Below are 20,398 nucleotides of genomic sequence, written 5' to 3'. Positions count from 1 at the left end.
TTTTTTACAAAAAAGAACTTTTTCTCCCCTCACCCTTTCAACACCGTCCCAATCGCCGCTGTCAGGTGCGACAATTCGTCGGGACTGATGGTCAGGGCCGGAGCGAGATAAACGATGTCGCGGAAGGGTCTGATCCAGGTGTTGTGGCGCAGGAATTCGGTGCGCAGGGCGGCGGGGTTGGGGATGGATTTGAGTTGGACGACGCCGATGGCGCCCATGACGCGGACATTGACCACGTTGGGCAGGGATTGGAGGGGCGAGAGTTCGGCCTTGAGTTGGTGGCTGAGGGCGGCGGCTTGGGCGAGGCGGTTTTCGCGTTCGAACAGATCGAGTGAGGCGTTGGCGGCGGCGCAGCCGAGCGGGTTGGCCATGAAGGTGGGGCCGTGCATCAGGGCTTTGGCGGGGCTGGCATCGAGGAAGGCGTTGAATAGCGGGGTGGAGACGATGGTGGCGGCGAGGGGTGAGGTGCCGCCGGTGAGGGCTTTGGAGAGGGTGATGATGTCGGGTGTGACGTTGGCTTGCTGGTAGGCGAAGAGGGTGCCGGTGCGGCCAAAGCCGGTGAAGATTTCATCGAAAATTAAGGTCAGGCCGTAATGATCGGCGGTGGCGCGCAGGTGGCGCAGGGTTGCGGGCGGGTGAAAGCGCATGCCGCCCGCGCCTTGGACTAGGGGTTCGACGATGATGCCGGCGAGTTCGGGCGCGTGGCGGGCGGCGATGGCATCGAAGGCGGCGATGCTGGTGGGATCGGTGGGGAGGGGGGCGATGATGTGGTTGGTGAGCATGCCGGCGAACAGGCTGTGCATGCCTTCTTCGGGGTCGCACACGGCCATGGCGGCGAAGGTATCGCCGTGATAGCCGCCGTGGAAGGCGAGGAATTTGGTGCGGGTGGTTTCGCCTTGGTTGAGGCGGGCTTGCAGGGCGATTTTCAGGGCGACTTCGACGGCGACGGAGCCGGAATCGGTGAAGAACACGCGCTCCAGCCCGGCGGGCATCAGGGCGGCGAGGCGGGTGGCGAGGCGGTAGGCGGGTTCGTGGGCGAGGCCGCCGAACATGATGTGGGGCATGGTTTCGAGCTGTTTGGCGACTTCAGCGCGAATATGCGGGTGATTATAGCCGTGGCAGGCGGTCCACCAGGAGGCGATGCCATCGATCAGGGTGCGGCCATCGGCGAGGGTGATGCGGCTGCCTTCGGTGCGGATGGCGGGGGCGGGCAGCGGCGCCGTTTGCATTTGGGCGTAGGGCAGCCAGACGTGATTCCAGCCTTCGGTGAGCCAATCGGGCGTTGGGGTGAGCGGGGTCACGCTGGGATGATTAGGCTTGTTTGGCGATGCCGAGTTTATCAAACAGGGCGTTATCACGGGCGATGGCGGGGTTGGCGGTGGTGAGCAGGGTATCGCCGTAAAAGATCGAGTTGGCGCCGGCGAGGAAGCAGAGGGCTTGGGCTTCATCGCTGAGGGCTTCGCGTCCGGCGGACAGGCGGACCATGGAGGCCGGCATGGTGATGCGGGCGGCGGCGATCATGCGGACGAAATCCAGCGGGTCGAGCGGGGCGGCGTGATCGAGCTTGGTGCCGGTGACGCGGACGAGGGCGTTGATCGGCACGGATTCCGGGTGCGGGTTGAGGCTGGCGAGGCTGGCGAGCAGGCCGGCGCGATCATCGAGGTCTTCGCCCATGCCGATGATGCCGCCGCAGCAGACGGCAATGCCGGCATCGCGCACGGCGGCGAGGGTATCGAGGCGGTCTTGGTAGGTGCGGGTGGTGATGATGTCACCGTAGAATTCGGGCGACGTGTCGAGATTATGGTTGTAGTAATCAAGGCCTGCGGATTTCAGGCGGGTGGCTTGATCGGGGCGGAGCATGCCGAGGGTGACGCAGGTTTCCATGCCGAGAGCTTTGACGCCGGCGACCATGGCGGCGACGCGATCGAGGTCATGATCCTTGGGCGAGCGCCAGGCGGCGCCCATGCAAAAGCGGCTGGCCCCGGCATCGCGCGCGGCTTGGGCGGCTTGCAGCACGGGTTCGAGGTCCATGAGCTTGCTGGCGGGCACGCCGGCATCGAAATGGGCACTTTGCGGGCAATAGCCGCAATCTTCGGGGCAGCCGCCGGTTTTGATCGAGAGCAGGGTGGAGATTTGCACGGCGTTGGGGTCGAAATAGGTGCGGTGCAGGCTGGCGGCGCGGAAAATCAACTCGGCGAAGGGCCGTGCGAGGAGGGTGGCGATTTCATCGCGCGTCCAATTATGGCGCAAATCGGGGCGCAAATCGGGGCGCAAATCGGGGTGGGCTGCGGCGTGATGGGCGGGGGAATCGAGCGTGATGGAATCGGCGGTGACGGACATGGGCGGCCTCCTGGTTGGGCGCAGAATAGTCTTGCGCAACGGCGAAGTGAAGGGCATCGGTAGGGGCGGAATGGGGATGGATCGGATGAGTGGGTCACTCGATGAATTTGCGGCGCGCAAGCTGGCCGGGCTGGAGCGCGCAGCCTTGCGGCGGCGGCTGGTGCCGACCGAGCGCAGCGCGGGGGCGCGGGTGGTGCGTGGCGGGGCGGCGCTGATTTCGTTTAGCTGCAATGATTATTTGAATTTATCGACCGATCCGGCGGTGATTGAGGCGGCGGTGGCGGCGACGCGCCGCTATGGCGCGGGGGCGGGATCATCGCGGCTGGTGACGGGCGATCATCCGCTCTATCGGGCGCTGGAGGAGCGGTTAGCGGCGCTGAAGGGCACCGAGGATTGCCTGGTGTTTGGCTCGGGCTATTTGGCCAATAGCGGGATTATTCCGGCATTGATCGGTCCGGGGGATGTGATTTTTGTGGATGAATTGGCGCATGCCTGCATTCATGCCGGGGCCAGCCTGTCGGGCGCGCTGGTGGTGCGGTTTGCGCATAATGATGTCGCGGCGCTGGCGGATTTGCTGGAGCGGGGGCGCGAGGCGGCGCGGCATGCGATGATTGCCACGGATACGGTGTTTTCGATGGATGGCGATTGTGCGCCGATGGCGGCGCTGGCGGCGCTGGCGGCGCGGTATGATGCGTGGCTGCTGGCGGATGATGCGCATGGGTTGGGGGTGGTGGCGCAATCAGACGTGAAGGTTGCTCTGCAAATGGGCACTTTGTCGAAATCGGTGGGGGCGTATGGCGGGTATTTATGTGCCTCCGCGCTGGTGTGTGCGCTGTTGCGCAATCGGGCGCGCAGTTTTGTGTATACGACCGGGTTGCCGCCGGGGGTGATTGGCGCGGCGCTGGCAGGGGTGGAGCGGATTGCGACCGATGCGGCCTATTGTGCGCGCCCGTTGCAGCATGCGCGCGCCTTTACCGAGGCGTTGGGGCTGCCCGACCCTGAGAGCGCGATTGTGCCGTTGATTTTGGGCACGGCGGATCAGGCGCTGGCGGCGCAGGCGGCGCTGGAGCAGGCGGGGTTTTTGGTGGCGGCGATCCGCCCGCCGACCGTGCCGGAGGGGACGGCGCGGCTGCGCTTCACCTTCACCGCCCAGCATGAGATGGCGGATATTTTGCGATTGGCTGATTGGGTTAGGCGGGAGATTTTGGCACCATGAGCGCGTATTTTGTGACCTCGACCGGGACCGACATGGGCAAGACCTATGTGACGGCGGCGATTTTGCGGCAAAGCCGGGCGCGCGGGCGGGTGGCGCACGCGATCAAGCCGCTGGCGAGCGGGTATCAAGCGGCGGAAGCGGCGACGAGCGATGCTGGCGTGTTGCTGGGGGCGATGGGGCGGGCGCTGACGGCGGAGGCGGTGGCGGCGATTTGCCCGTGGCGGTATGCCGCGCCGATTTCGCCGGATATGGCGGCGGCGCGCGAGGGGCGCAGCATTGATCTGCCCGCTTTGATTGGTTTTTGTCAGGCGGCGATGGCGGCGGCGCCGGGTGATTTATTCATCGAAGGGGTGGGCGGGGCGATGGTGCCGCTCGATCCGGATCATACCGTGCGTGACTGGATTAAGGCGCTGGGCGTGCCGGCGGTGGTGGTGGTCGGCAATTATCTCGGCACGATCAGCCATACATTATGCACGCTGGAGGCGCTGGCCAGCGCTGATATTGCGGTGGCGGCTTTGGTGGTGAACGAGCAGGGCGCAGGGCCGGTGCCGGTGGCGGAGACCATCGCGGCGCTGCGCCAGCATCAGCGGGGCGCGTCCTGCCCGATTGTCGCGGTGGATGCGCCGGGGTGGCTTGATTGGCTGGGCGGCGCGTGAGGCGGGTTACGATACGGTGAAGCCGCGCCCGGTGATGGCGTCACGCAGGGCGTCGGCGGTGATTGGTGAGTCGATGGTGACGTGGTGGGTTTGCAGATCGGCGGTGATTTTGGCGTTCGGATCGAGCGCGTGGACGGCGCCGGTGATGGCGCTGACGCAGCCATTGCATTCCATGTCGGGGATGGTGAATTCGGTCATGATCGGCTCCTGAATTTTCGCCCTTGATATGGGGGCTTGCCCTAGGGGAGGGTCAAGTATCGGGTGTGGGATGGGGCTGGGTGCGGCTTTTGGTGCCCCAGGCGCGCTGGCCGGTGAGCGCGTAAATCCAGCCCCAGCTCGCGCCGAGATGGCGAAATAGTTGGAAGCTGAAGGGTTCGAGCACGGCGGCGAGCAAGGCGTGGCCGAGGCGCACTTTGGTGTGGCCGCCGACCCAGCGTTGATAGAGCCGGACGGACCAGGCGTGAAACGCCAAATCGATCAGGATTTTGCCGAGAATGAACCCGCCGACGGGCAGCAGCAGCGCGATTTTGCCGGTGGCGGCATACCAGAGCAGGAGGGCAAAGGCGCAGAGGCCATAAATCGGCTGGAACGTGTCGATGGCTTTGACCGGCAGCATGGCGGTGCCGAGCCAGCCATAGCGCCCGGCCCCCACCATGTCGCGATACCAGAATTGGGTTTGCAAAAATCCACCGAACCAGCGGCGGCGCTGGCGCAAAAAGGCGAGCGGGGTGGAAGGCGCCGACGTGCGCGCGCGGGCGGCGCCCAGCACGGCGCTGCGCCAGGGCAGATCATGCTGATAGCCATAGCGGCGCAGCCGGTGGATCAGCTCGTAATCCTCGACCAGGCAGTCCGGATCGAACCCGCCGACGCGCATCACCGCGTCATGGCGAAAGCCGGCGAAGGCACCGGAGATCAGCAGCAGGCTGTTGAGTTGCATCCAAGCGAAGCGGCCCAGAAAATTGCGGACATATTCATAGGTTTGGAAATACTCGAAAATCCCGGCACTCAGCCCGGCGCCGCAGTGGGGGGCTAGCACGCCGGTGGCGGCGATCAGGTTGGGGTCACGCGCAAAGGCGGCGCGCATGGCGGCGAGGGCGTCAGGATCGAGCATTGTATCGGCATCGACGGTGAGGAACAGCGTTGTCTCGATGACGGCGAGGGCCGCGTTGAGGGCTTGCGCCTTGCCGCCATGGGGCAGGCGCAGCCAGCGCAGGCGCGGCTCGATCGGGCTTGGCGCGCTGATCGTGCCGAGGGCGGGCGCTTGGAGCGAAAATTGGCTTTGCAAAATGGCGGCGGTGGCATCGATCGAGCCGTCATCGGCGATGATGATGGCCTCCGGCGGATCGCTCTGGCGGGTCAGGCCCGCGATGGTGGCGGCCAGAACGGCGGCTTCGTTATAGGCGGCGACGATGATTGTCACGCTTGGTTTTGCGCCAGAGGGCGGTTCGCTGGTCTTGGGGAGCGGGGTGCGGAGCGAAAAAGTTTGCCAAAAGGTGAAGGCGAGCAGCAACGTGTCATAGGTGATATAGATAATGCCGACGGACCAGCCAGCGAGGCCGGTGGCGATGAAGGCGTTGGCGAACAGGCCGATCCAGAGGGCGAACACCGCGCCATGGATCAGCACGCTGCGGGCGGGCGTGGGCGGCGGCGTCAGGCGCGGCGAGGCGGCGCGCCGGGCGGTGTCTAGATTGCTCACGCAGCGTCTCCGATAAGGGCGTCGTTTGTGGCGATGGCGGGTCAGGGCGGTATGTGTGGCGCCTGGGGCGAATACAAGCCCACTTGATCGGCGCGCCGATCGCCCGCACCATGATAAAGAGCGAATATGGCGGTGAGCGAATATGGCGGTGGGCGAATATGGCGGTGGGCGAATGATGTCAGGAGCGAACAGGCATGGAGCGCGGGATGAACGCTGTTGATCGATATACCCGGATTGCTGTTTTGCTGCATTGGGCGATTGCGGCGATGATTTTGGTGAATATCGGGCTTGGGTTGGGGGCGAATTATGCGCCGGATGCCTGGGTGCGGCCGATGATCGATTTGCATAAATCGATTGGGATTACCGTGTTGGGGCTGGTGCTCGCGCGGCTGATTTGGCGGCTGACCCATCGGCCCCCGCCATTTCCGGCCTCCTATCGGCCTTGGGAGCGGCGTGTGGCGCATGGCGCGCATTTGGCGCTGTATGGGTTGATTTTGGCGCTGCCGATCACCGGCTGGATCCATGATTCTGCCTGGTCGGCGGCGGCGAGCCATCCGCTGGTGCTGTTTGGGGTGATCCCGTGGTTTCGCCTGGGGTTTGTGATGCATTTGGCCCCGGCGACCAAGCATCATTGGCATTTATTGTTCGCCGCGATCCATACCTATTGCGGCTACGCGCTCTATGCGCTGCTCACGCTGCATATTGCCGGGGCGCTGAAGCATCAATTCATTGACAAAGTTCCTGAACTGCAACGGATGTGGCGATGAGCGCGGGGGTAACGATCCATGAGGCTGCCGCGCAAAGCGGTGCCAGCGCCAAGATGATTCGCAATTACGAGGCGATTGGGCTGATCGAGCCGCCGATCCGCGCCGATAATAATTATCGCTATTACACACCCCGGATGATCCATGAACTCAGCTTCATCCGCCGGGCGCGCGAGCTTGGGTTTTCGGTGCAGGATATTCGCAGCTTGTTAGCGCTGTGGCGCGACCGCAGCCGCCCCTCCGCCGATGTCAAGGCGATTGCGCTGGCGCATATCGCGGCCCTCGATGCCAAGGCCGACGCGTTGCGGGCGATGAGCGCCACGCTGCGCCATCTGGCCGGGGCCTGCCATGGCGATGACCGGCCCGATTGCCCGATTCTGGACGATCTGGCCGGGGCGGTTCAGGGCAAGACAGACTCGCGCTGACGCAACGCGTCAGCCGGTAAAATGGCGCGCAGCGCGTAGGGCGATGACCACCGCGAGCAGCGCCGTCCAGGCGGCGAGCAAGGGGAGCAGCAGGCCGACCAATGCGGTGGCCGCCGCGCCGCCGACATACAGCCCCATCGCGCCGATTTGCCGGGCGGTGATCGGCGGGATGGCGCGGGTGGGGCCATCGCTGCGGGCGACGCGCTGGGTGATGGCGCGGGTGATGCCCATCATGATCATGGTGAGGGTGGTGGTGAACACCACGGTGGGGATGCCGGGTAAATCGATGGTGCGTGCGGCGACGCTTTGCAGGCCCATGGCCATCGCGCCGATCAGGATCAGGCCATAGAGCGGCGCATGAAACAGCGGGTGCGGGGCTATCGCCCAGCCAAGCGCCACCAGCAGCAGGAGAAAAAATTCCAGCACCAGCAGCCGACGCAGCCTTGCGGCGCCGCTGGCTTTGGCGCCCAAATCAGCGAGGAACGTGCCGAGCGTGGCCCCCGCGCTGAAGCCGCCAAGGGCGGCAAGCGAGCGCGACGCGGCGATCAGATGGCCCTGGCCGAGCGCGATCCCGAGCAAGGCGGTGTTGCCGGTCATCGCTGAGGTGAACACATCATGGAACCGGTGAAAGGCGAACGCATCGGCACTGCCCGCCGCAAAAGCGAGAGCGCCGACGATCCGGTCCGCTTCGGTCAGATGGCGTGCGCCGGCCCGATCCACCACGTTCTAAATCGTTACACAATCAAGCAAATAATGCCCGGCTTGATCCTTGCGCACGCCGTGAATATCGGTCTCGAAGCCGGGGAATTGGCGGTCCCATTCGGCGGCGAAGCGCAAATAATCGATGATCCGGGGATCGGACACGCGCTCGCCGGGCACGATCAACGCGATGCCGGGCGGATAGGGCACCACCATGCGCGCGAGCACCCGCCCGTGCAGATCATCGAGGCCGACCTGCTCGACATGACCGCCGACCAAGGCGGCATGGGCCTGTTGCGGGGTCATGGCCGCTTCGGGTAGTTGGGCGAACATCGCGTTTTGCACATCGAGCGCCCGGCCGGCGCGATAGGCGTGGTGCTGGGCGGCGCACAGATCGCGCAGGCCCATGCGTTGATAATGGCCGGGGTGATCGCGCAATAAATCGGGCAACACATCCGCGAGCTTGGAATTGGCGGCGTAATGGGCGCGGAAGGCCAGCAATTCGGTGACCAGATTGCTCCATTTGCCGCGGGTGACACCCAGGGTGAACAGGATCAGGAAATGGTAGGTGCCGATTTTTTCAACCACAATGCCGCGTGACCACAGAAAGCGCGCCACAATCGGCGCGGGAATGCCGCCGGCATCGCTCAGATCATCAAGGCCGGGGCATAAAATGGTAACCTTCATCGGATCGAGCAGCGAAAATCCGGGCGAAATATCATCAAACCCGTGCCAATCGCTGCCCGGCGCGAGGGTCCAGCCCGCTTGGTCCAGCCCAGCTTGATCGGGTTCCCACAGGCGGAACCACCAATCGCCCGCTTCGGCGAAGCACCGCCCGATGCCGCTGATTGCGGCGCGGAAGGACGCGGCTTCGTTCAATGTTTCATCGACCAAGGTGCGGCCCGCCGCGCCGCGCATCATCCGAGCGGCGACATCGCAGGAGGCGATGATGCCATACCAGGGCGAGGTGCTGGAATGCATCATGAAGGCTTCGTTGAAGCGGTCCGGATCGAGTTTTTGGGTCTGGCCTTCCTTCAAATGCACCATCGAGGCCTGCGAGAAGGCGGCGAGCACTTTGTGGGTCGATTGGGTGGAGAAGACCAGCGGATCGACCGGGCCGCCGCCATCGCTCATCGCGTAGAACCCATCATAGAACGGGTGAAACCGCGCTTGGGCGAGCCAGGCTTCATCGAAATGGATCGCGTCGCAGACCGGCGCGAGGGCTTGTTTCACCGCATCCGCATTGACGCACAGCCCGTCATAGGTGGAGTTGGTGATGGTGGCGAGGCGCAGACGCCCGCCGGCCCGCGCTTGTAACGCCCCGGCATCGAATTGATGGCGCGGGATCGGGCCGATAATGCCGTAGCGATTGCGGCTGGGCATCAGATAAATCGGTCTTGCGCCGGTGAGGATCAGCGCATGGATGATCGATTTATGGCAATTGCGATCGACCAGCACGGTATCATCGGGGCCGACCAAGCCGCTCCAGACGATTTTATTCGCGCTGGAGGTGCCGTTGGTGACGAAAAACGTGGAATCCGCGCCGAAAATTTGCGCGGCCTCACGCTCCGCCTCGCGCACCGGCCCGGCATGATCGAGCAAGGAGCCGAGTTCCGGCACTGAAACCGACAAATCCGCCCGCAGCGCCGTCTCGCCGAAAAACCGATGAAACGCCTGGCCGACCGGCGAGCGCATGAACGCGACGCCGCCGCCATGGCCGGGCGTGTGCCAGGAATATTTCGCGGCATCGGTGTAGCGCACCAAAGCGCGGAAAAATGGCGGCAGCATGGCCTCCAAATATCGATGGATGGCGCTCGATACGTAGCCCGCCATGAATTCCGGACTATCATCATGGACGTAGAGATAACCATCGATCTGCTGCATCAGCGCGATTGGCGGGTCCGCCGGCATGCGCCGCTCGCCATAGAGAAAAATCGGCATGTCCGGCGCGCGGGCCGAGGCGAGACTGACAATGTCGGTCAGGGTTTCGAGCCATGCGGCCTGATCGGCGCCGCCATCGATCGAGATCAGCACGCAGGACAGGCCGGTGTAGAAAATCCGCCCGGCGCGCGCATCCTCCTGCGCGATGCCGCTCAGCACCCGATGGCCGCGCTCGGTGAGGGCGGCGACCAGGGCGGTGACCACGCGCCCGGCGGCGTTATCCGCGCCAAACCCATCATCGATCACCGCAATCGGATAGTCGATTTTTTCTCTCATCGCCTATTGTTTTCTGTCATAATTGGAATCCGGCGCGACCGCGCGGGGTCAATGCGTCCAATTGCCCCGCCTGGTGACGCGGAAATTATCCGCATAGGCGCGGGGGCGCAGGCGCTGCTCGGCGGGGATTTCCAGATCAAAGCTGATGCCGTGGCGCTGGGCGTAGGCGATGGCCTCATCGCGACTATCGAACATCAGGCGCACTTCGGTGGCCAGCATGTCGGCACTGCCGGTCCAGCCCATCAGCGGATCGGTGGTTTTGGCCATGCTCGGCTCGAATTCGAGCACCCAGCGATGGGTTTTGGCCTTGCCGGACTGCATGGCCGTGCGCGGGGGTAGAAAAATTCGGGCGCGGTTCATCTTTGCTCCGCCTATCGGTAACGATCAACTCAACAAACGACCAACTCAACCGCAGAATCGGGGCGCCCGGACTCGAACCGGGGGCCTCTTGTACCCAAAACAAGCGCGCTACCAGGCTGCGCCACGCCCCGCTCCAACTTTTTCTCTCCTATTCGCCTTGGGCGGCGAACGCAACCGGGCAGGGCAATCGGGGCAGGGCAATCGGGGCAGGGCAATCGGGGCAGGGCAATCGGGGCACCCCCATTGCACGCCGCGCGCCAACGCAATAAACCATAGCGGATCGCCAAGGTGCCACGCGGGTATGATGTAATGGTAGCCTGTCAGCTTCCCAAGCTGAATGCGCGGGTTCGATTCCCGCTACCCGCTCCAATTTGCTGTCCGCCAATGTTCGCAGGTGTCTGGACAAATCCCAAAAATCCAAGATAATTTGAGGCGATCAAGTCGCTATTGTTTTCTCCCATTCGCATTCAACCACCAACTGATGGGGGTATGAAAGGGGGTTTACGGAAAACAGGCTTGTCGATACCCCCACGCGAGGGGGTATGTTTAGTTAGACCTTGGAAAGGCTTATCTCGTTATGGCCCTGACAGACGTTGCAATCCGGCATGCCAAGCCCGGTGAGAAAGCAGTCAAGCTGGCAGACGGTGGCGGCATGTTCCTGCTTGTTACGCCAGCCGGGGGCAAACTCTGGCGGCTCAAATATCGCATTGATGGGCGCGAGAAGCTGTTGGCAATGGGGGCATATCCCGAGATTGGACTGGGCGAAGCCCGCAGGCGTCGCGAAGAGGCGCGGGAACTGATCGCGCTTGGCAAAGACCCGTCACGCGAGAAACAGCGCGACAAGATGCGCGCTCGCATACAGGCAGCGGACACCTTCGCGGCAATCTGTAAGGAGTATTGCGAGAAGCGCAGGCGCGATGGCACCAAGGGCTGGGCACCCGCAACGGCGATCCGCAGCGAATATCTGCTTTCGCTTGTTTGCGGGTCCATCGGCAGACTGCCCATCGGCGAGATTGAACCGGCGGACGTGCTGACGGCTGTTCGCCGAATCGAAGGCAAGGGTAAGCTGGAGAGCGCACGGCGCAGCCTGCAACTTGCTGGTGCAATTTTTCGTTATGCGGTGGCGACGGCGCGGCTAGCATCCGACCCGACCCGTGATTTGCGGGGCGCCCTCACAGCGCCAACTGTCACTCATTACGCCGCGATCACCAATGCAAGGCAGGTAGGCCAATTGCTGCGCGCTATCGATGACTATGACGGCAGCGGCATCACGAAACTCGCATTGCGGATTGCACCTCACGTCTTTGTGCGTCCCTGCGAACTACGCGAAGCCAAATGGAGCGAGTTTGATTTTGACGGCGCGCTTTGGATCATCCCAGCGGTGAGAATGAAAATGCGCAGGGACCACCACGTCCCGCTTTCGCGACAAACTATTTCCCTATTGCATGAAGTTCAAGCAATCACTGGACCAACCGGCTATTTGTTCCCCTCGGTCCGCACGCGCACTCGCCCGATGAGCGAGAATACCATCAATGCCGGGCTAAGGCGGCTGGGCTATGCCGGCGATGAAATGACGGGGCACGGCTTTCGCGCCATGGCTTCCACCTTGTTGAACGAAAGCGGCAAATGGCATCCGGACGCGATCGAGCGCGCGCTGGCGCACGGAGATGCCGACAAAGTCCGGGCGGCATATCACCGGGGCGCACACTGGCATGAGCGCGTAGAAATGGCGCAATGGTGGTCGGACTACCTCGACCAGCTACGGATAGGGGTAGTCGGCGCAACAAAAATTTCGCCCGACGGTTGCGAGATGCCGACTGAAACCTCTGCTCAACTAGGTGTCGAAGGGCGGGGGTGGAGTCGTTGACGAAAGCGGTCGAGATGCATGGGCAGGATATTGCGGGCGAATTGGCCAAGAGAAGGATGGATGTGGCAACAAGGGTAAGGTGAAGTGATCCGATCAAGATAGACGGGTGGGATCGGTGACGAGATTACGTGAGCGTGAAGTATCGACAGAGGGGGACGTCGTGAAAGCCTGCAAGGGTGAAAGTTTGTCGCCCTATGCTTGCGGTGAGCAACGCCCCTTTCGGCGGCTTGCGCGCGAGCGTCAACACGGTGCCTCACGGGACCGCACTGCATAAAGATGATGGGATGGTGCCCGTTCTTGCGAGCGACGGTCGCCGACAGGCCGAGGAGATATTGTCCGTCGTCGAATGCTTTGAGACAGTTGGCGGTCCAGGTCTCGTCGATAAAGACGAGGCGATCCGGGTCCAGATCGAACTGGCCATCGAACCAGTCCTGGCACTGCTTCAGGATATCGGGGCGGTCCTGCTCGGTAGCGCGGCCAGTCTTTTTTTACGCGTCATGCCGCGGCGGATGACGAAGTGGTGAAGCCCGGCCACCGAGAGCGGATTGCCGTCGCCGGCGCTACTCCAAAGCGGGCCACCGCTGCCCGGCAACTCATCCTCTCACCAATCCATCACATCGGATTTGCAGTTGCTGCTATTTCCAGGCGATCGCTGCGCTGCCTTCACCGGCGAGGCGGCGTTGCTCGGTGCGGTGGAAGCCGGCCGCGCGGCACCATTCATCGAACTGGGCGAATGAATAATTGTAGCCGCCCGGTGTTTGGACCAGCATATTCAGCGACATCAGCAAGCCGGATGCGTTCGCGCGTCGCGCATCGTCGATGATGTTCTCGATCACGATGAACGCGCCGCCCTCGGGCAGCGCGGTATAGGCCTTGCGGATCAGGTGCTCCTTGGTCGCAAGGTCCCAGTCGTGCAGAATGTTGCCCATGGTGATGACGTCGGCCGACGGCAGATCGTCGGTGAGGAAATTGCCGCTCTGTGCGAAAATCCGCTCACTAAGACCGGCCGCCTCAATTTTCATGCCGGCGATAGCGGTCACCGCGGGGAGATCATAGGAGATGCATCGGACGGATTGGTGGCGCCGTGCGATGGCGATCGAGAGGGCACCGCCAGCGCCGCCGACATCGCAGATCGTCGTGAAGCGACCGAAATCGAATGTGTCGGCTAGGGCGATGAAATTGCCGAGCTGCCGCCCTGCCATCGCATCGAGAAACTCGGCGAGGCGTTGCGGGTCGGCATAGATTGCGCCAAAAAAATCCCTGCCACCGTTTTGCTTGTCTTCGCTCTGAGGCAGGCCGGTGCGGAGCGCATCGGTCAGGTGGCCCCAATGATGATAGAGGCGGCTGTTGGCCATTCGGAGAATGCCGCCAAGGTAGAGTGGACTCGCCGGGTTGAGGAAAGCGGCGGTATCGGCGGTGTTGGCATAGAGTGCGTCGGCTCCATCGCCCTCGCGGTTCAGCAGACCGAGCGCCACCAGCGCGTCGAGGAAGTCGGCAGTGCCACGTCGGTGTAGGGCGAGGCGGTTGCGCAAATCGTCGCGACTCAGCGGACCTGCGCCGAGGACCTCGAACACGCCGAGTTCAACCGCGCTCAACAGGGTTTTCGAGGCGAAAAACCCCATGCCGATCTGCATGATCTTTGATGGATCCGGTCGTGTCTCTTGCATCAGGCCTCCAAGCTGTTGGCAAAATTGCGTGATGGGGGACGTGAAAGGCGGAGTATCGAAGTGAGTTAGCGCTTGGCTTAAGCTGCCCGGCGGCGTGGCGGGTCGATGTGGCTGAATATCATTATTCTGCCGTTCCGGAAGCCGCAGTCTGTTAAAGATTGCGTGAGGGTCGGTGGGCGGGATTGCGTGCGTCACCGCCTCACTCTTGTCCCTACAGGGCTGTTCAACCCCCCGGAATGACAGCTCACAAAGTCCGGCATGCAATGGCAGCGAGCCATACTTGCACCAAATAAGCTGCTCTGAGCTCACGCTGAGGCCACGTGGTGCTATCGCAGTGCTTATGCTCGACATTGCTTTCTTGGCATCGAGTTTGGGATGGTCAGAACAATGCGCCTTGCCAGTCTGGCGCGCAGAACCTTGGGGTCACCCTCATTCCCGACAATCATGCCGGCCGCCTGCGGCTGGGAAATATACGCTTATTGTCCATCGCTGCGTTTTCCGGCCAGACACTCGGGTGCGAGATCATTAAATAATGATCCTATGATCTTGAGAATCCAAAAAAGTTTTATTGTATTGCTCTCCTTTGGTCTCGCGGTCATCCGTCGCTATTGTATGATCAGATCGGGCGTCGGTGGATTAAATTCTGATCGACAACAACCATCGAAAGGGCATTTCCATGTTTCATGGTTTTAGGTTCTGAAATCAATATGATGGGCGGGAACGTTACGTTTCCGCCCATTCTCTTTTTGTTGAGATTTAACTTTAGATAATTGCGGTGTTCTAATGCTACGCTTTAATCGTGGCCTAGGGATATTGTTGCTGGGCGAAACTATTTCTGCAATTGGCACTCAACTAACGACGATCGCTCTTCCGCTGACTGCTGTGGTGCTCTTGGGCGCATCGACGGCGGAGATTGGTGTGCTGAGTGCTGCCGGACTGGCGGCTTTTGCGGTTTGCGGCATTGCCGCCGGTGCGGCGATCGATCGATCGGCCAAGCGCCGGATTCTGGTGATGACTAATTTTGCAGCCGCACTCATTCTCTCCCTGGTGCCCCTTGCGTTTGAAGTACATTTCCTGTCGCTCGCACTACTGATCGCGGTGAATTTCATCGCCTCGGGTTTGGTCGCAGCGGAGGAAATCGGCCAGATGAGCGCGCTGCCGGAACTTGTCCCATCGGACGCCCTGGGCCAGGCCAATGGGCGGTTATCGGCAGCCATGGCCGTCGCCACGATCGCCGGACCCGCAGTCGCGGCGACGCTGGTGGCGCTCCTGAGCGCACCGGGGGCGATCGCGGTGGACGCGATTTCCTTCGCGTTCGCAGCCGGTATCATGTTGATGCTGCCGGAACTGCCGACGGTGCGCACCGCCCCCTCGCGCGACCAGACGATGAGCGCGCGGATAACCGAGGGACTGAGGACGATCGGCACCGACCCGATGCTGCGCATGTTGATCGGATTGCTGGTTCTGGCCCGCTGCCTAGGCGCGATGTGTATTGCCTTGGAGGCAATTTTCATTGTCCGCCAACTCGGCGTGCCACCTGAATGGTTTGCGCTCGCCTTTGCCGCGGGTGGTGTCGGCGCTCTGATCGGTTCGCTGGCGGCAGGCGCCGTGATGGCCCGCGTTAAGCCGTTGCCATTGTTGGGGGTTGCCCTAGCCGTGGCCGCGACGGCGCGGGCGGCGATGAGCATGCTTCACGGCGCGCCGATGATGGTGGCGATCGGGTTCGCCGCCTGCCTGCTGGTCACCTCAATCGTCGGCTCCCTCATCAGAGTGTCGGTTCTGAGCGCGATCCAGACTCTCCTGCCACCCGCGCTGATGGGCCGGGTGTTCGGCACCCTGTCAACCCTGATGGGTGCCGTGATGCCTCTCGGTGCCATGGCCGGTGGCTTTTTGGGCACCGTGCTGAGCGTGCGTTCGACCTTGATCCTGGCAAGCCTTGGCTACTTAACCCTGGCGCTGGTCATTGCTGCGCGAATTTCTGGCCCTCAATCGGCTGTTATTGCAGTCACACCGAGGCCCGAACAGATCGAATAGATTGACCCAGCAAGACAACATTGTAGGTTTAATTTGTCGGAGATTTGCGTATGACAAGAAGGGCCACCGCCGATCCGGCGGATCCGTATGCCGAAGCCTCCATGGAGGGTCTACGGCACCACTCGCCGCTATTTCATCCGCAGCGCACGGTGATCATCCCCAGCCCCTATGATATCAACGAAACCCTGGCGCAGGTGCTGCCGAGCGAGCAACGGACCAGCGTATCGGCAAGCCGCAGCTTCCAACCGATCGACCGGCGCGGTTATCGGGCCGAGCCTGAGGCGTTCGGCGTCGTGGTCGCGGGCGCTGCGATGGCCAGCACGCAAATCTACGCGAACACGGTCAAGCGGGGGATGGAAATGGTGGTGCAGGACCATCTTCCCCACAGTCACACTTTCGGGTTCCGTAAACGTGGCGCCATGTCGGTGGCGGGCAACGGCCGCGCGTCGGATGGTGAATGGGCGGTCGGGACCGGCGTCGTATTCCGGGAACGGCCGGGTCTCAAGGTAAAAATCAGCGACGACCATGTGGGCATCACCTTCGACTTGCCGCACGAGCGGGTCGTGCGCGTGCTGGAGGGTCTGATCGAACGTCCGGTTAGGGCGGATTTCGCCTTCGCACCGGCATTTTCGATGACCGATGGACCCGGCGCCGCTGTAGCGCGGTTGGTGCAATTCATCGAACTGGAGCTTGGGGCGCCGGGGTCTTTGATGAATGTCGGACCGATCGCGGCAACGATGGAGGATCTGCTGATCCGTGCCCTGTTGTTCGCCCACCGCCACACCCATTCGAACTTGCTGGACGTCGATGCGAAAAGAGCGACTCCAACCAACGTGCGTCGTGCCGAGGCGTTCATGCGCGCGCATGCGGCCGAGGCGATCAGCATTGAACGTTTGGCGGCGGAAGCGGGTTGCGGTGTGCGATCGTTGCAGATGGCGTTTCGGCAGTTCCGTGGGTGTACGCCGATGGAGGCCCTCCGGCGGTTCCGGCTGGAAGCCGCGCATCACGAAATCGAGAACGGTCACGATGGTGCATCCTTAATCGGGATTGCCCTGAAATACCATTTCTCGAACCAGGGCCGGTTTGCCCGGCATTATCGGGCGCTATTCGGCAAAATGCCGTCGGATGGGCAGAGACGCAAAATTTGATTGAACAGATGGAGACTGGAGCTACCACAACACTTGCATTTTATGGCGAGTTCCGAATCAATCGGCAACCATGATTCAGAAGCTGATGAATGGTGGCGCGTCGGTTGACAATACACTGGAACTCTGTGCGTCTTCGCACCGAGATAAGTAGGGTCGCATCCGTTCTTTGTTCACGCAGGCGCGTGTTGCGGCACCGGCCAGGGAATTTCGTAATGCGCTGCTTGGGCGGAACGGTTGGACGTCGATGCCTTGCCTGATGTCTTGCGGGATTACGTTGTCGAGCGTCTGGCCGTGGACGACTTGGTTCTGGTGGTTGACGAGACTGGTTTCCGCAAACAGTGCTGCACGTCATGTGGCATTGGTCGGCCATATACCGGCTCTGTGAGTGAGATCACCAACTGCCAGATTGGCCTGTTTGCAGCCTATGTTTCGCACAAGGGCCATGCATTCATCGACCGGGCGCTGTAATGCCGCAAGCCTAAACATCCGATCCAGCGCGCATGCAGGCGGCCCATGTGCCTAACACGATCACCTTCGCGACCGAGTCCGCGCCGGCTTCGGCGATGATCGGTCGGACGATCGATGCCAGAGTTCTTTTTCCCCTGGGTTGCTGTAATCCGGTGGATTTCTCGCTCGACCATGTTGGTGTCGAGTTCGATGCGACCATCATCAAGGGACATGGTCAGACCTCCCCAATGGCGCAGTGCATAGCGCATCGCACCCGAGGATGATGGCGCGTGGTATGTCGCGTCGATCGCTGTCAATGCCACACGACAGGGTTGCGGGACGGGCCGTCTGCTCCTGGACGAGATCGCGCGTCAGGCACGCGCTGCGAACGTGCGGTCGCTCCGCATCACCGTCATCAACCTACGGGAAGAGCTGATCGCCTGGTATGAGCGGCGAGGCTTCGTGCGGACCGGCGAGACTGAACCATTCCCCTATCACGACCCGAGCGTAGGCCAACCGCTTCGCGGCGACTTGGTCTTGTTCAATCTGGAGATGCCTTTGTGACGACGCGCCAGGTTGCGGTATAAAACGTCGGCTTTTTCAAGCTTGCCGCTCGATCAGGCGCGGGAGTTTTACGAACGGATCAGGCGGGGCGATAATCCTGAATCTCAGTCGTGAATGCGGCGTGCCGCAAAGTTGTGATTTGACCCTTCCAGCCACCCTTAGGCAAAGCGCTTGGGGGTATGATTGGGGTTTTTTTATTATGCAAAAAATAACTGTTGGAATATCATAGAATTGCTTATCATTCGCGGCACCCGCTACCGAAAATACACGGTCGAACCCATATTTGGACACATCACGCAGGCCAGAGGCTTCCGACAATTCCCCTCCACGAAACCGAAACGGTAAAAGCCGAATGGACAATGATCCGCACCTCCCGCAACCTCGGGAAATTCACCGCTTGAGGGCCAACCCGGCAACCAAAGTTTTTGGCCGACACAAATAAATGGCACTAAAAAATTATCGGGACAGGCTCGGGCCCGTTTTGTTTTTATCGGCAATATGTGTGTAATTAGCAGTCACCCCAAACCCGCCCGGAGTGATGACATGAACACCGAGATCAACAAAGCCAAACTTTATAGACTAGCGGAGGCCCGCGCACTGTTATCCATAGGCAACACAATGATATGGAAACTAATTGGGCGCGGAGAACTTGAATGCGTGAAACTAGGCCGGCGTGCGATGATTCCCGGCAGCTCAATCGCCGCGCTTATCGACGGCTTGCCGCGCTATCAACCGAAGTCCAGCCCACATGCCAATCACGATAAGCCATAAATGTGATCCGATCAAAATCCTTTTTTCTTTCCTTTGGATTTCTCGAATCGACCCCTCGTGCGACCGCAGCCCGGCGATGGCAGGCAAGGGCGCGGGGCGGGCCCCTCGCCCGACCCACGGGAAACGCAGCCACGCGCAAGTCGGCGCTCGCGCCGACGAGCATGGCGAGGCCCTACCCCTTGCCGGTCAAGACGGGTGCGTGAGTTCGCCCCGGGAGCATCTGGATTGGGCCGCAACCTCGAAATAAAGTCGTTTCGCGTTGCGGGAACTCATATTCATGCTTTTGTACGCCCCGCGTCCGGCGCGCGGAGTGGCCGGAAGAAGGCACGAATTTCAAAGGCGAGTGCGCGAGGCTGCTCAAGAGCAGCGAAATGGCCACCGGCGGGCATCGACCTCCAGCGTCGGACGTCGAACACGCGTTCGGCCCAGGAGCGCGGCGGTGTCGGAAGTTCTCGCGGGAACACTGCCATGCCGAGCGGCGGAATCACCCGCTCGCCAGGCCCGAAGGCGAGCGGGTCCAGCCGGTTCTCTTTGTATAACCGTAACGAGGCGGCGATGTTGTCGCTGAACCAGTAGAGCGAAATATTCGTCAGCAGACTATCGAGCGAAATGGCGGATTCGACATCTCCGCCGCAATCGCTCCATGCGCGCATCTTCTCAGCGATCCAGGCGGCAAGTCCGAGTGGCGAGTCGGTCAATGCGAATGCCAAGGTTTGCGGCTTGGTGCTCTGTAGAGCTGCGTACGCGCCTTCCTGCACAGCAAATTCTGCCGCCGCATCAAGAAAATGCTGCTCCTCCGGCGCGATGGGAGGTGCGCCAGCACCAAGCGGAGGGCGAAAGCTTCCTGGTATGTAGTTGAGGTGAATACCGGTAAGGTTCTCGGGAAAGAGTCGCGCCAACCAGACCGATACCCCCGCCCCAATGTCGCCGCCCTGCGCCCCAAAGCGGTCGTAGCCGAGCCGACCCATCAACGCCCGCCACAGCTTGGCGATCTCGCGCGAGCTCATGCCTGGCCGCACCGGAGCCGGAGAGAAACCGTAGCCGGGCAGCGACGGGACCACCACGTCGAAGGCATCCTCTGGGGCACCGCCATGCGCGGAGGGGTCCGTCAGTAGGGGGATCAGATTTTCAAACTCAATGAATGAGCCGGGCCAGCCGTGCGTCAGCACCAATGGGAGCGGCGATGGCCCACGGCCCGGCTGAAAGACAAAATGGATGTCCTGGCCGTCTATCGTCGCTATCCTATGCTGCAGGCGGTTGAGCCGCGTTTCCTGGACGCGCCAGTCGAAGCTCTGCAGCCAGTGATCGGCAAGGCGACGCGCGAATGAGAGACTCATTCCGTCCTGCCAGCCTTCAGCGTCGTGCGTGTCCGGTAAGCGCGTTGCGGCGAGCCTGTTGCGCAGGTCTCCCAGCAAGGCGTCAGGGATCGATATCTGGAAGGGACGAATTGTCGTGTTTGCTTCGTCACAAGGTGTCAGCCCAGCAGGCATGTTATATCTCCTTTTGCCACCAACCCCGCGCGTTCAT

The 20,398-nt window shown here is 61.9% G+C and carries 18 protein-coding genes, 2 tRNA genes and 3 pseudogenes; 11 read left to right on the top strand and 12 right to left on the bottom strand.

Going from position 1 to position 20,398, the window contains the following annotated elements; genetic code table 11:
- Positions 1-29: 29 nt before the first annotated feature.
- On the bottom strand, positions 30-1,301 hold the full coding sequence (locus ACYUCQ_RS00290; RefSeq protein WP_460252492.1) for an adenosylmethionine--8-amino-7-oxononanoate transaminase: 1,272 nt from the start codon (positions 1,299-1,301) through the stop codon (positions 30-32).
- 10 nt (positions 1,302-1,311) lie between these two features.
- Entirely contained in the window at positions 1,312-2,340 is a 1,029-nt protein-coding gene (gene bioB, locus ACYUCQ_RS00285) for a biotin synthase BioB (RefSeq protein WP_460252491.1), read from the bottom strand.
- An 85-nt stretch (positions 2,341-2,425) separates the two neighbouring features.
- On the opposite strand from bioB, the gene ACYUCQ_RS00280 reads away from it, so the two are divergent.
- Together ACYUCQ_RS00280 and bioD are read left to right on the top strand one after the other, a co-directional pair.
- The gene (locus ACYUCQ_RS00280) at positions 2,426-3,556 is read left to right on the top strand and encodes an aminotransferase class I/II-fold pyridoxal phosphate-dependent enzyme (protein WP_460252490.1); all 1,131 of its coding nucleotides are present in this window, start codon (positions 2,426-2,428) and stop codon (positions 3,554-3,556) included.
- Entirely contained in the window at positions 3,553-4,212 is a 660-nt protein-coding gene (bioD, locus tag ACYUCQ_RS00275) for a dethiobiotin synthase (protein WP_460252489.1), read from the top strand. The genes ACYUCQ_RS00280 and bioD overlap by 4 nt, the downstream gene beginning before the upstream one ends.
- Before the next feature lie 6 nt (positions 4,213-4,218).
- On the opposite strand, the gene ACYUCQ_RS00270 is transcribed toward bioD, so the two are convergent.
- Positions 4,219-4,410, bottom strand: a complete 192-nt coding sequence (locus ACYUCQ_RS00270; protein ID WP_460252488.1) for a heavy-metal-associated domain-containing protein — start codon at positions 4,408-4,410, stop codon at positions 4,219-4,221.
- A gap of 52 nt (positions 4,411-4,462) precedes the next feature.
- Positions 4,463-5,908: a glycosyltransferase family 2 protein gene (locus ACYUCQ_RS00265; protein WP_460252487.1), complete on the bottom strand. Its 1,446-nt coding sequence runs from the start codon at positions 5,906-5,908 to the stop codon at positions 4,463-4,465.
- 206 nt (positions 5,909-6,114) lie between these two features.
- Between ACYUCQ_RS00265 and ACYUCQ_RS00260 the strand changes: the two genes are divergently transcribed.
- Together ACYUCQ_RS00260 and cueR are read left to right on the top strand one after the other, a co-directional pair.
- Entirely contained in the window at positions 6,115-6,675 is a 561-nt protein-coding gene (locus ACYUCQ_RS00260) for a cytochrome b (RefSeq protein WP_460252486.1), read from the top strand.
- Positions 6,672-7,097, top strand: a complete 426-nt coding sequence (gene cueR, locus ACYUCQ_RS00255; protein ID WP_460252485.1) for a Cu(I)-responsive transcriptional regulator — start codon at positions 6,672-6,674, stop codon at positions 7,095-7,097. The genes ACYUCQ_RS00260 and cueR overlap by 4 nt, the downstream gene beginning before the upstream one ends.
- A 9-nt stretch (positions 7,098-7,106) precedes the next feature.
- Here cueR and ACYUCQ_RS00250 read toward each other — a convergent pair whose 3' ends face one another.
- The 4 genes from ACYUCQ_RS00250 to ACYUCQ_RS00235 all read right to left on the bottom strand — a co-directional run bounded on the left by ACYUCQ_RS00250 (position 7,107) and on the right by ACYUCQ_RS00235 (position 10,504).
- Positions 7,107-7,820 carry a YoaK family protein gene (locus tag ACYUCQ_RS00250; protein ID WP_460252484.1) on the bottom strand — a complete coding sequence of 238 codons (714 nt, stop codon included), beginning with the start codon at positions 7,818-7,820 and terminating at the stop codon, positions 7,107-7,109.
- Positions 7,821-7,823: 3 nt separating this feature from the next.
- Complete coding sequence (locus ACYUCQ_RS00245) at positions 7,824-10,013, bottom strand: Orn/Lys/Arg family decarboxylase (RefSeq protein ID WP_460252483.1); 2,190 nt, start codon at positions 10,011-10,013, stop codon at positions 7,824-7,826.
- Positions 10,014-10,061: 48 nt separating this feature from the next.
- Positions 10,062-10,373: an ETC complex I subunit gene (locus tag ACYUCQ_RS00240; protein ID WP_460252482.1), complete on the bottom strand. Its 312-nt coding sequence runs from the start codon at positions 10,371-10,373 to the stop codon at positions 10,062-10,064.
- A gap of 57 nt (positions 10,374-10,430) precedes the next feature.
- Positions 10,431-10,504: transfer RNA gene (locus ACYUCQ_RS00235), tRNA-Pro, on the bottom strand.
- Between the two features lie 164 nt (positions 10,505-10,668).
- On the opposite strand from ACYUCQ_RS00235, the gene ACYUCQ_RS00230 reads away from it, so the two are divergent.
- Positions 10,669-10,742: transfer RNA gene (locus ACYUCQ_RS00230), tRNA-Gly, on the top strand.
- Between the two features lie 208 nt (positions 10,743-10,950).
- Positions 10,951-12,240, top strand: coding sequence for a tyrosine-type recombinase/integrase (locus tag ACYUCQ_RS00225; protein WP_460252481.1), 1,290 nt, complete (start codon positions 10,951-10,953; stop codon positions 12,238-12,240).
- 361 nt (positions 12,241-12,601) lie between these two features.
- On the opposite strand, the pseudogene ACYUCQ_RS00220 reads toward ACYUCQ_RS00225, so the two are convergent.
- Positions 12,602-12,728 (bottom strand): annotated as a pseudogene (locus tag ACYUCQ_RS00220) (IS630 family transposase); the annotation flags it as partial.
- A gap of 147 nt (positions 12,729-12,875) precedes the next feature.
- Complete coding sequence (locus ACYUCQ_RS00215; protein WP_460252480.1) at positions 12,876-13,907, bottom strand: methyltransferase; 1,032 nt, start codon at positions 13,905-13,907, stop codon at positions 12,876-12,878.
- 783 nt (positions 13,908-14,690) lie between these two features.
- Here ACYUCQ_RS00215 and ACYUCQ_RS00210 point away from each other — a divergent pair.
- The 3 genes and pseudogenes from ACYUCQ_RS00210 to ACYUCQ_RS00200 form a co-directional block, all read left to right on the top strand.
- A complete protein-coding gene (locus ACYUCQ_RS00210) occupies positions 14,691-15,941 on the top strand; it encodes an MFS transporter (protein WP_460252479.1) in 1,251 nt (416 codons plus the stop codon).
- Positions 15,942-15,991: 50 nt separating this feature from the next.
- Positions 15,992-17,089: a helix-turn-helix domain-containing protein gene (locus tag ACYUCQ_RS00205; RefSeq protein ID WP_460252836.1), complete on the top strand. Its 1,098-nt coding sequence runs from the start codon at positions 15,992-15,994 to the stop codon at positions 17,087-17,089.
- A 70-nt stretch (positions 17,090-17,159) separates the two neighbouring features.
- A pseudogene (locus ACYUCQ_RS00200) lies at positions 17,160-17,688 on the top strand (transposase); the annotation flags it as partial.
- Positions 17,689-17,703: 15 nt separating this feature from the next.
- On the opposite strand, the pseudogene ACYUCQ_RS00195 reads toward ACYUCQ_RS00200, so the two are convergent.
- Positions 17,704-17,808, bottom strand: a pseudogene (locus tag ACYUCQ_RS00195) (IS66 family transposase); the annotation flags it as partial.
- Between ACYUCQ_RS00195 and ACYUCQ_RS00190 the strand changes: the two are divergent.
- Together ACYUCQ_RS00190 and ACYUCQ_RS00185 are read left to right on the top strand one after the other, a co-directional pair.
- Positions 17,804-18,100, top strand: coding sequence for a GNAT family N-acetyltransferase (locus tag ACYUCQ_RS00190; protein WP_460252835.1), 297 nt, complete (start codon positions 17,804-17,806; stop codon positions 18,098-18,100). The pseudogene ACYUCQ_RS00195 and the gene ACYUCQ_RS00190 overlap by 5 nt on opposite strands.
- Before the next feature lie 543 nt (positions 18,101-18,643).
- A complete protein-coding gene (locus tag ACYUCQ_RS00185; RefSeq protein WP_460252478.1) occupies positions 18,644-18,871 on the top strand; it encodes a helix-turn-helix domain-containing protein in 228 nt (75 codons plus the stop codon).
- Positions 18,872-19,146: 275 nt separating this feature from the next.
- On the opposite strand, the gene ACYUCQ_RS00180 is transcribed toward ACYUCQ_RS00185, so the two are convergent.
- Positions 19,147-20,361 carry an epoxide hydrolase family protein gene (locus tag ACYUCQ_RS00180; protein ID WP_460252477.1) on the bottom strand — a complete coding sequence of 405 codons (1,215 nt, stop codon included), beginning with the start codon at positions 20,359-20,361 and terminating at the stop codon, positions 19,147-19,149.
- Positions 20,362-20,398 lie beyond the last annotated feature (37 nt).

This window comes from Acidiphilium sp. MT5 (assembly GCF_054767495.1).
The sequence above is the reverse complement of the archived record's forward strand: the minus strand, read 5'-3'. Positions and strand labels throughout refer to the sequence as shown.

Bases quoted from the DNA above. Each gene is read 5' to 3' on its own strand.
- ACYUCQ_RS00205 (WP_460252836.1), top strand. From the start codon at position 15,992: ATGACAAGAAGGGCCACCGCCGATCCGGCGGATCCGTATGCCGAAGCC.
- bioD (WP_460252489.1), top strand. From the start codon at position 3,553: ATGAGCGCGTATTTTGTGACCTCGACCGGGACCGACATGGGCAAGACC.
- ACYUCQ_RS00270 (WP_460252488.1), bottom strand. From the start codon at position 4,410: ATGACCGAATTCACCATCCCCGACATGGAATGCAATGGCTGCGTCAGC.
- cueR (WP_460252485.1), top strand. From the start codon at position 6,672: ATGAGCGCGGGGGTAACGATCCATGAGGCTGCCGCGCAAAGCGGTGCC.
- ACYUCQ_RS00185 (WP_460252478.1), top strand. From the start codon at position 18,644: ATGAACACCGAGATCAACAAAGCCAAACTTTATAGACTAGCGGAGGCC.
- ACYUCQ_RS00245 (WP_460252483.1), bottom strand. From the start codon at position 10,013: ATGAGAGAAAAAATCGACTATCCGATTGCGGTGATCGATGATGGGTTT.
- ACYUCQ_RS00180 (WP_460252477.1), bottom strand. From the start codon at position 20,361: ATGCCTGCTGGGCTGACACCTTGTGACGAAGCAAACACGACAATTCGT.
- ACYUCQ_RS00260 (WP_460252486.1), top strand. From the start codon at position 6,115: ATGAACGCTGTTGATCGATATACCCGGATTGCTGTTTTGCTGCATTGG.
- bioB (WP_460252491.1), bottom strand. From the start codon at position 2,340: ATGTCCGTCACCGCCGATTCCATCACGCTCGATTCCCCCGCCCATCAC.
- ACYUCQ_RS00280 (WP_460252490.1), top strand. From the start codon at position 2,426: ATGAGTGGGTCACTCGATGAATTTGCGGCGCGCAAGCTGGCCGGGCTG.
- ACYUCQ_RS00215 (WP_460252480.1), bottom strand. From the start codon at position 13,907: ATGCAAGAGACACGACCGGATCCATCAAAGATCATGCAGATCGGCATG.
- ACYUCQ_RS00225 (WP_460252481.1), top strand. From the start codon at position 10,951: ATGGCCCTGACAGACGTTGCAATCCGGCATGCCAAGCCCGGTGAGAAA.
- ACYUCQ_RS00210 (WP_460252479.1), top strand. From the start codon at position 14,691: ATGCTACGCTTTAATCGTGGCCTAGGGATATTGTTGCTGGGCGAAACT.
- ACYUCQ_RS00240 (WP_460252482.1), bottom strand. From the start codon at position 10,373: ATGAACCGCGCCCGAATTTTTCTACCCCCGCGCACGGCCATGCAGTCC.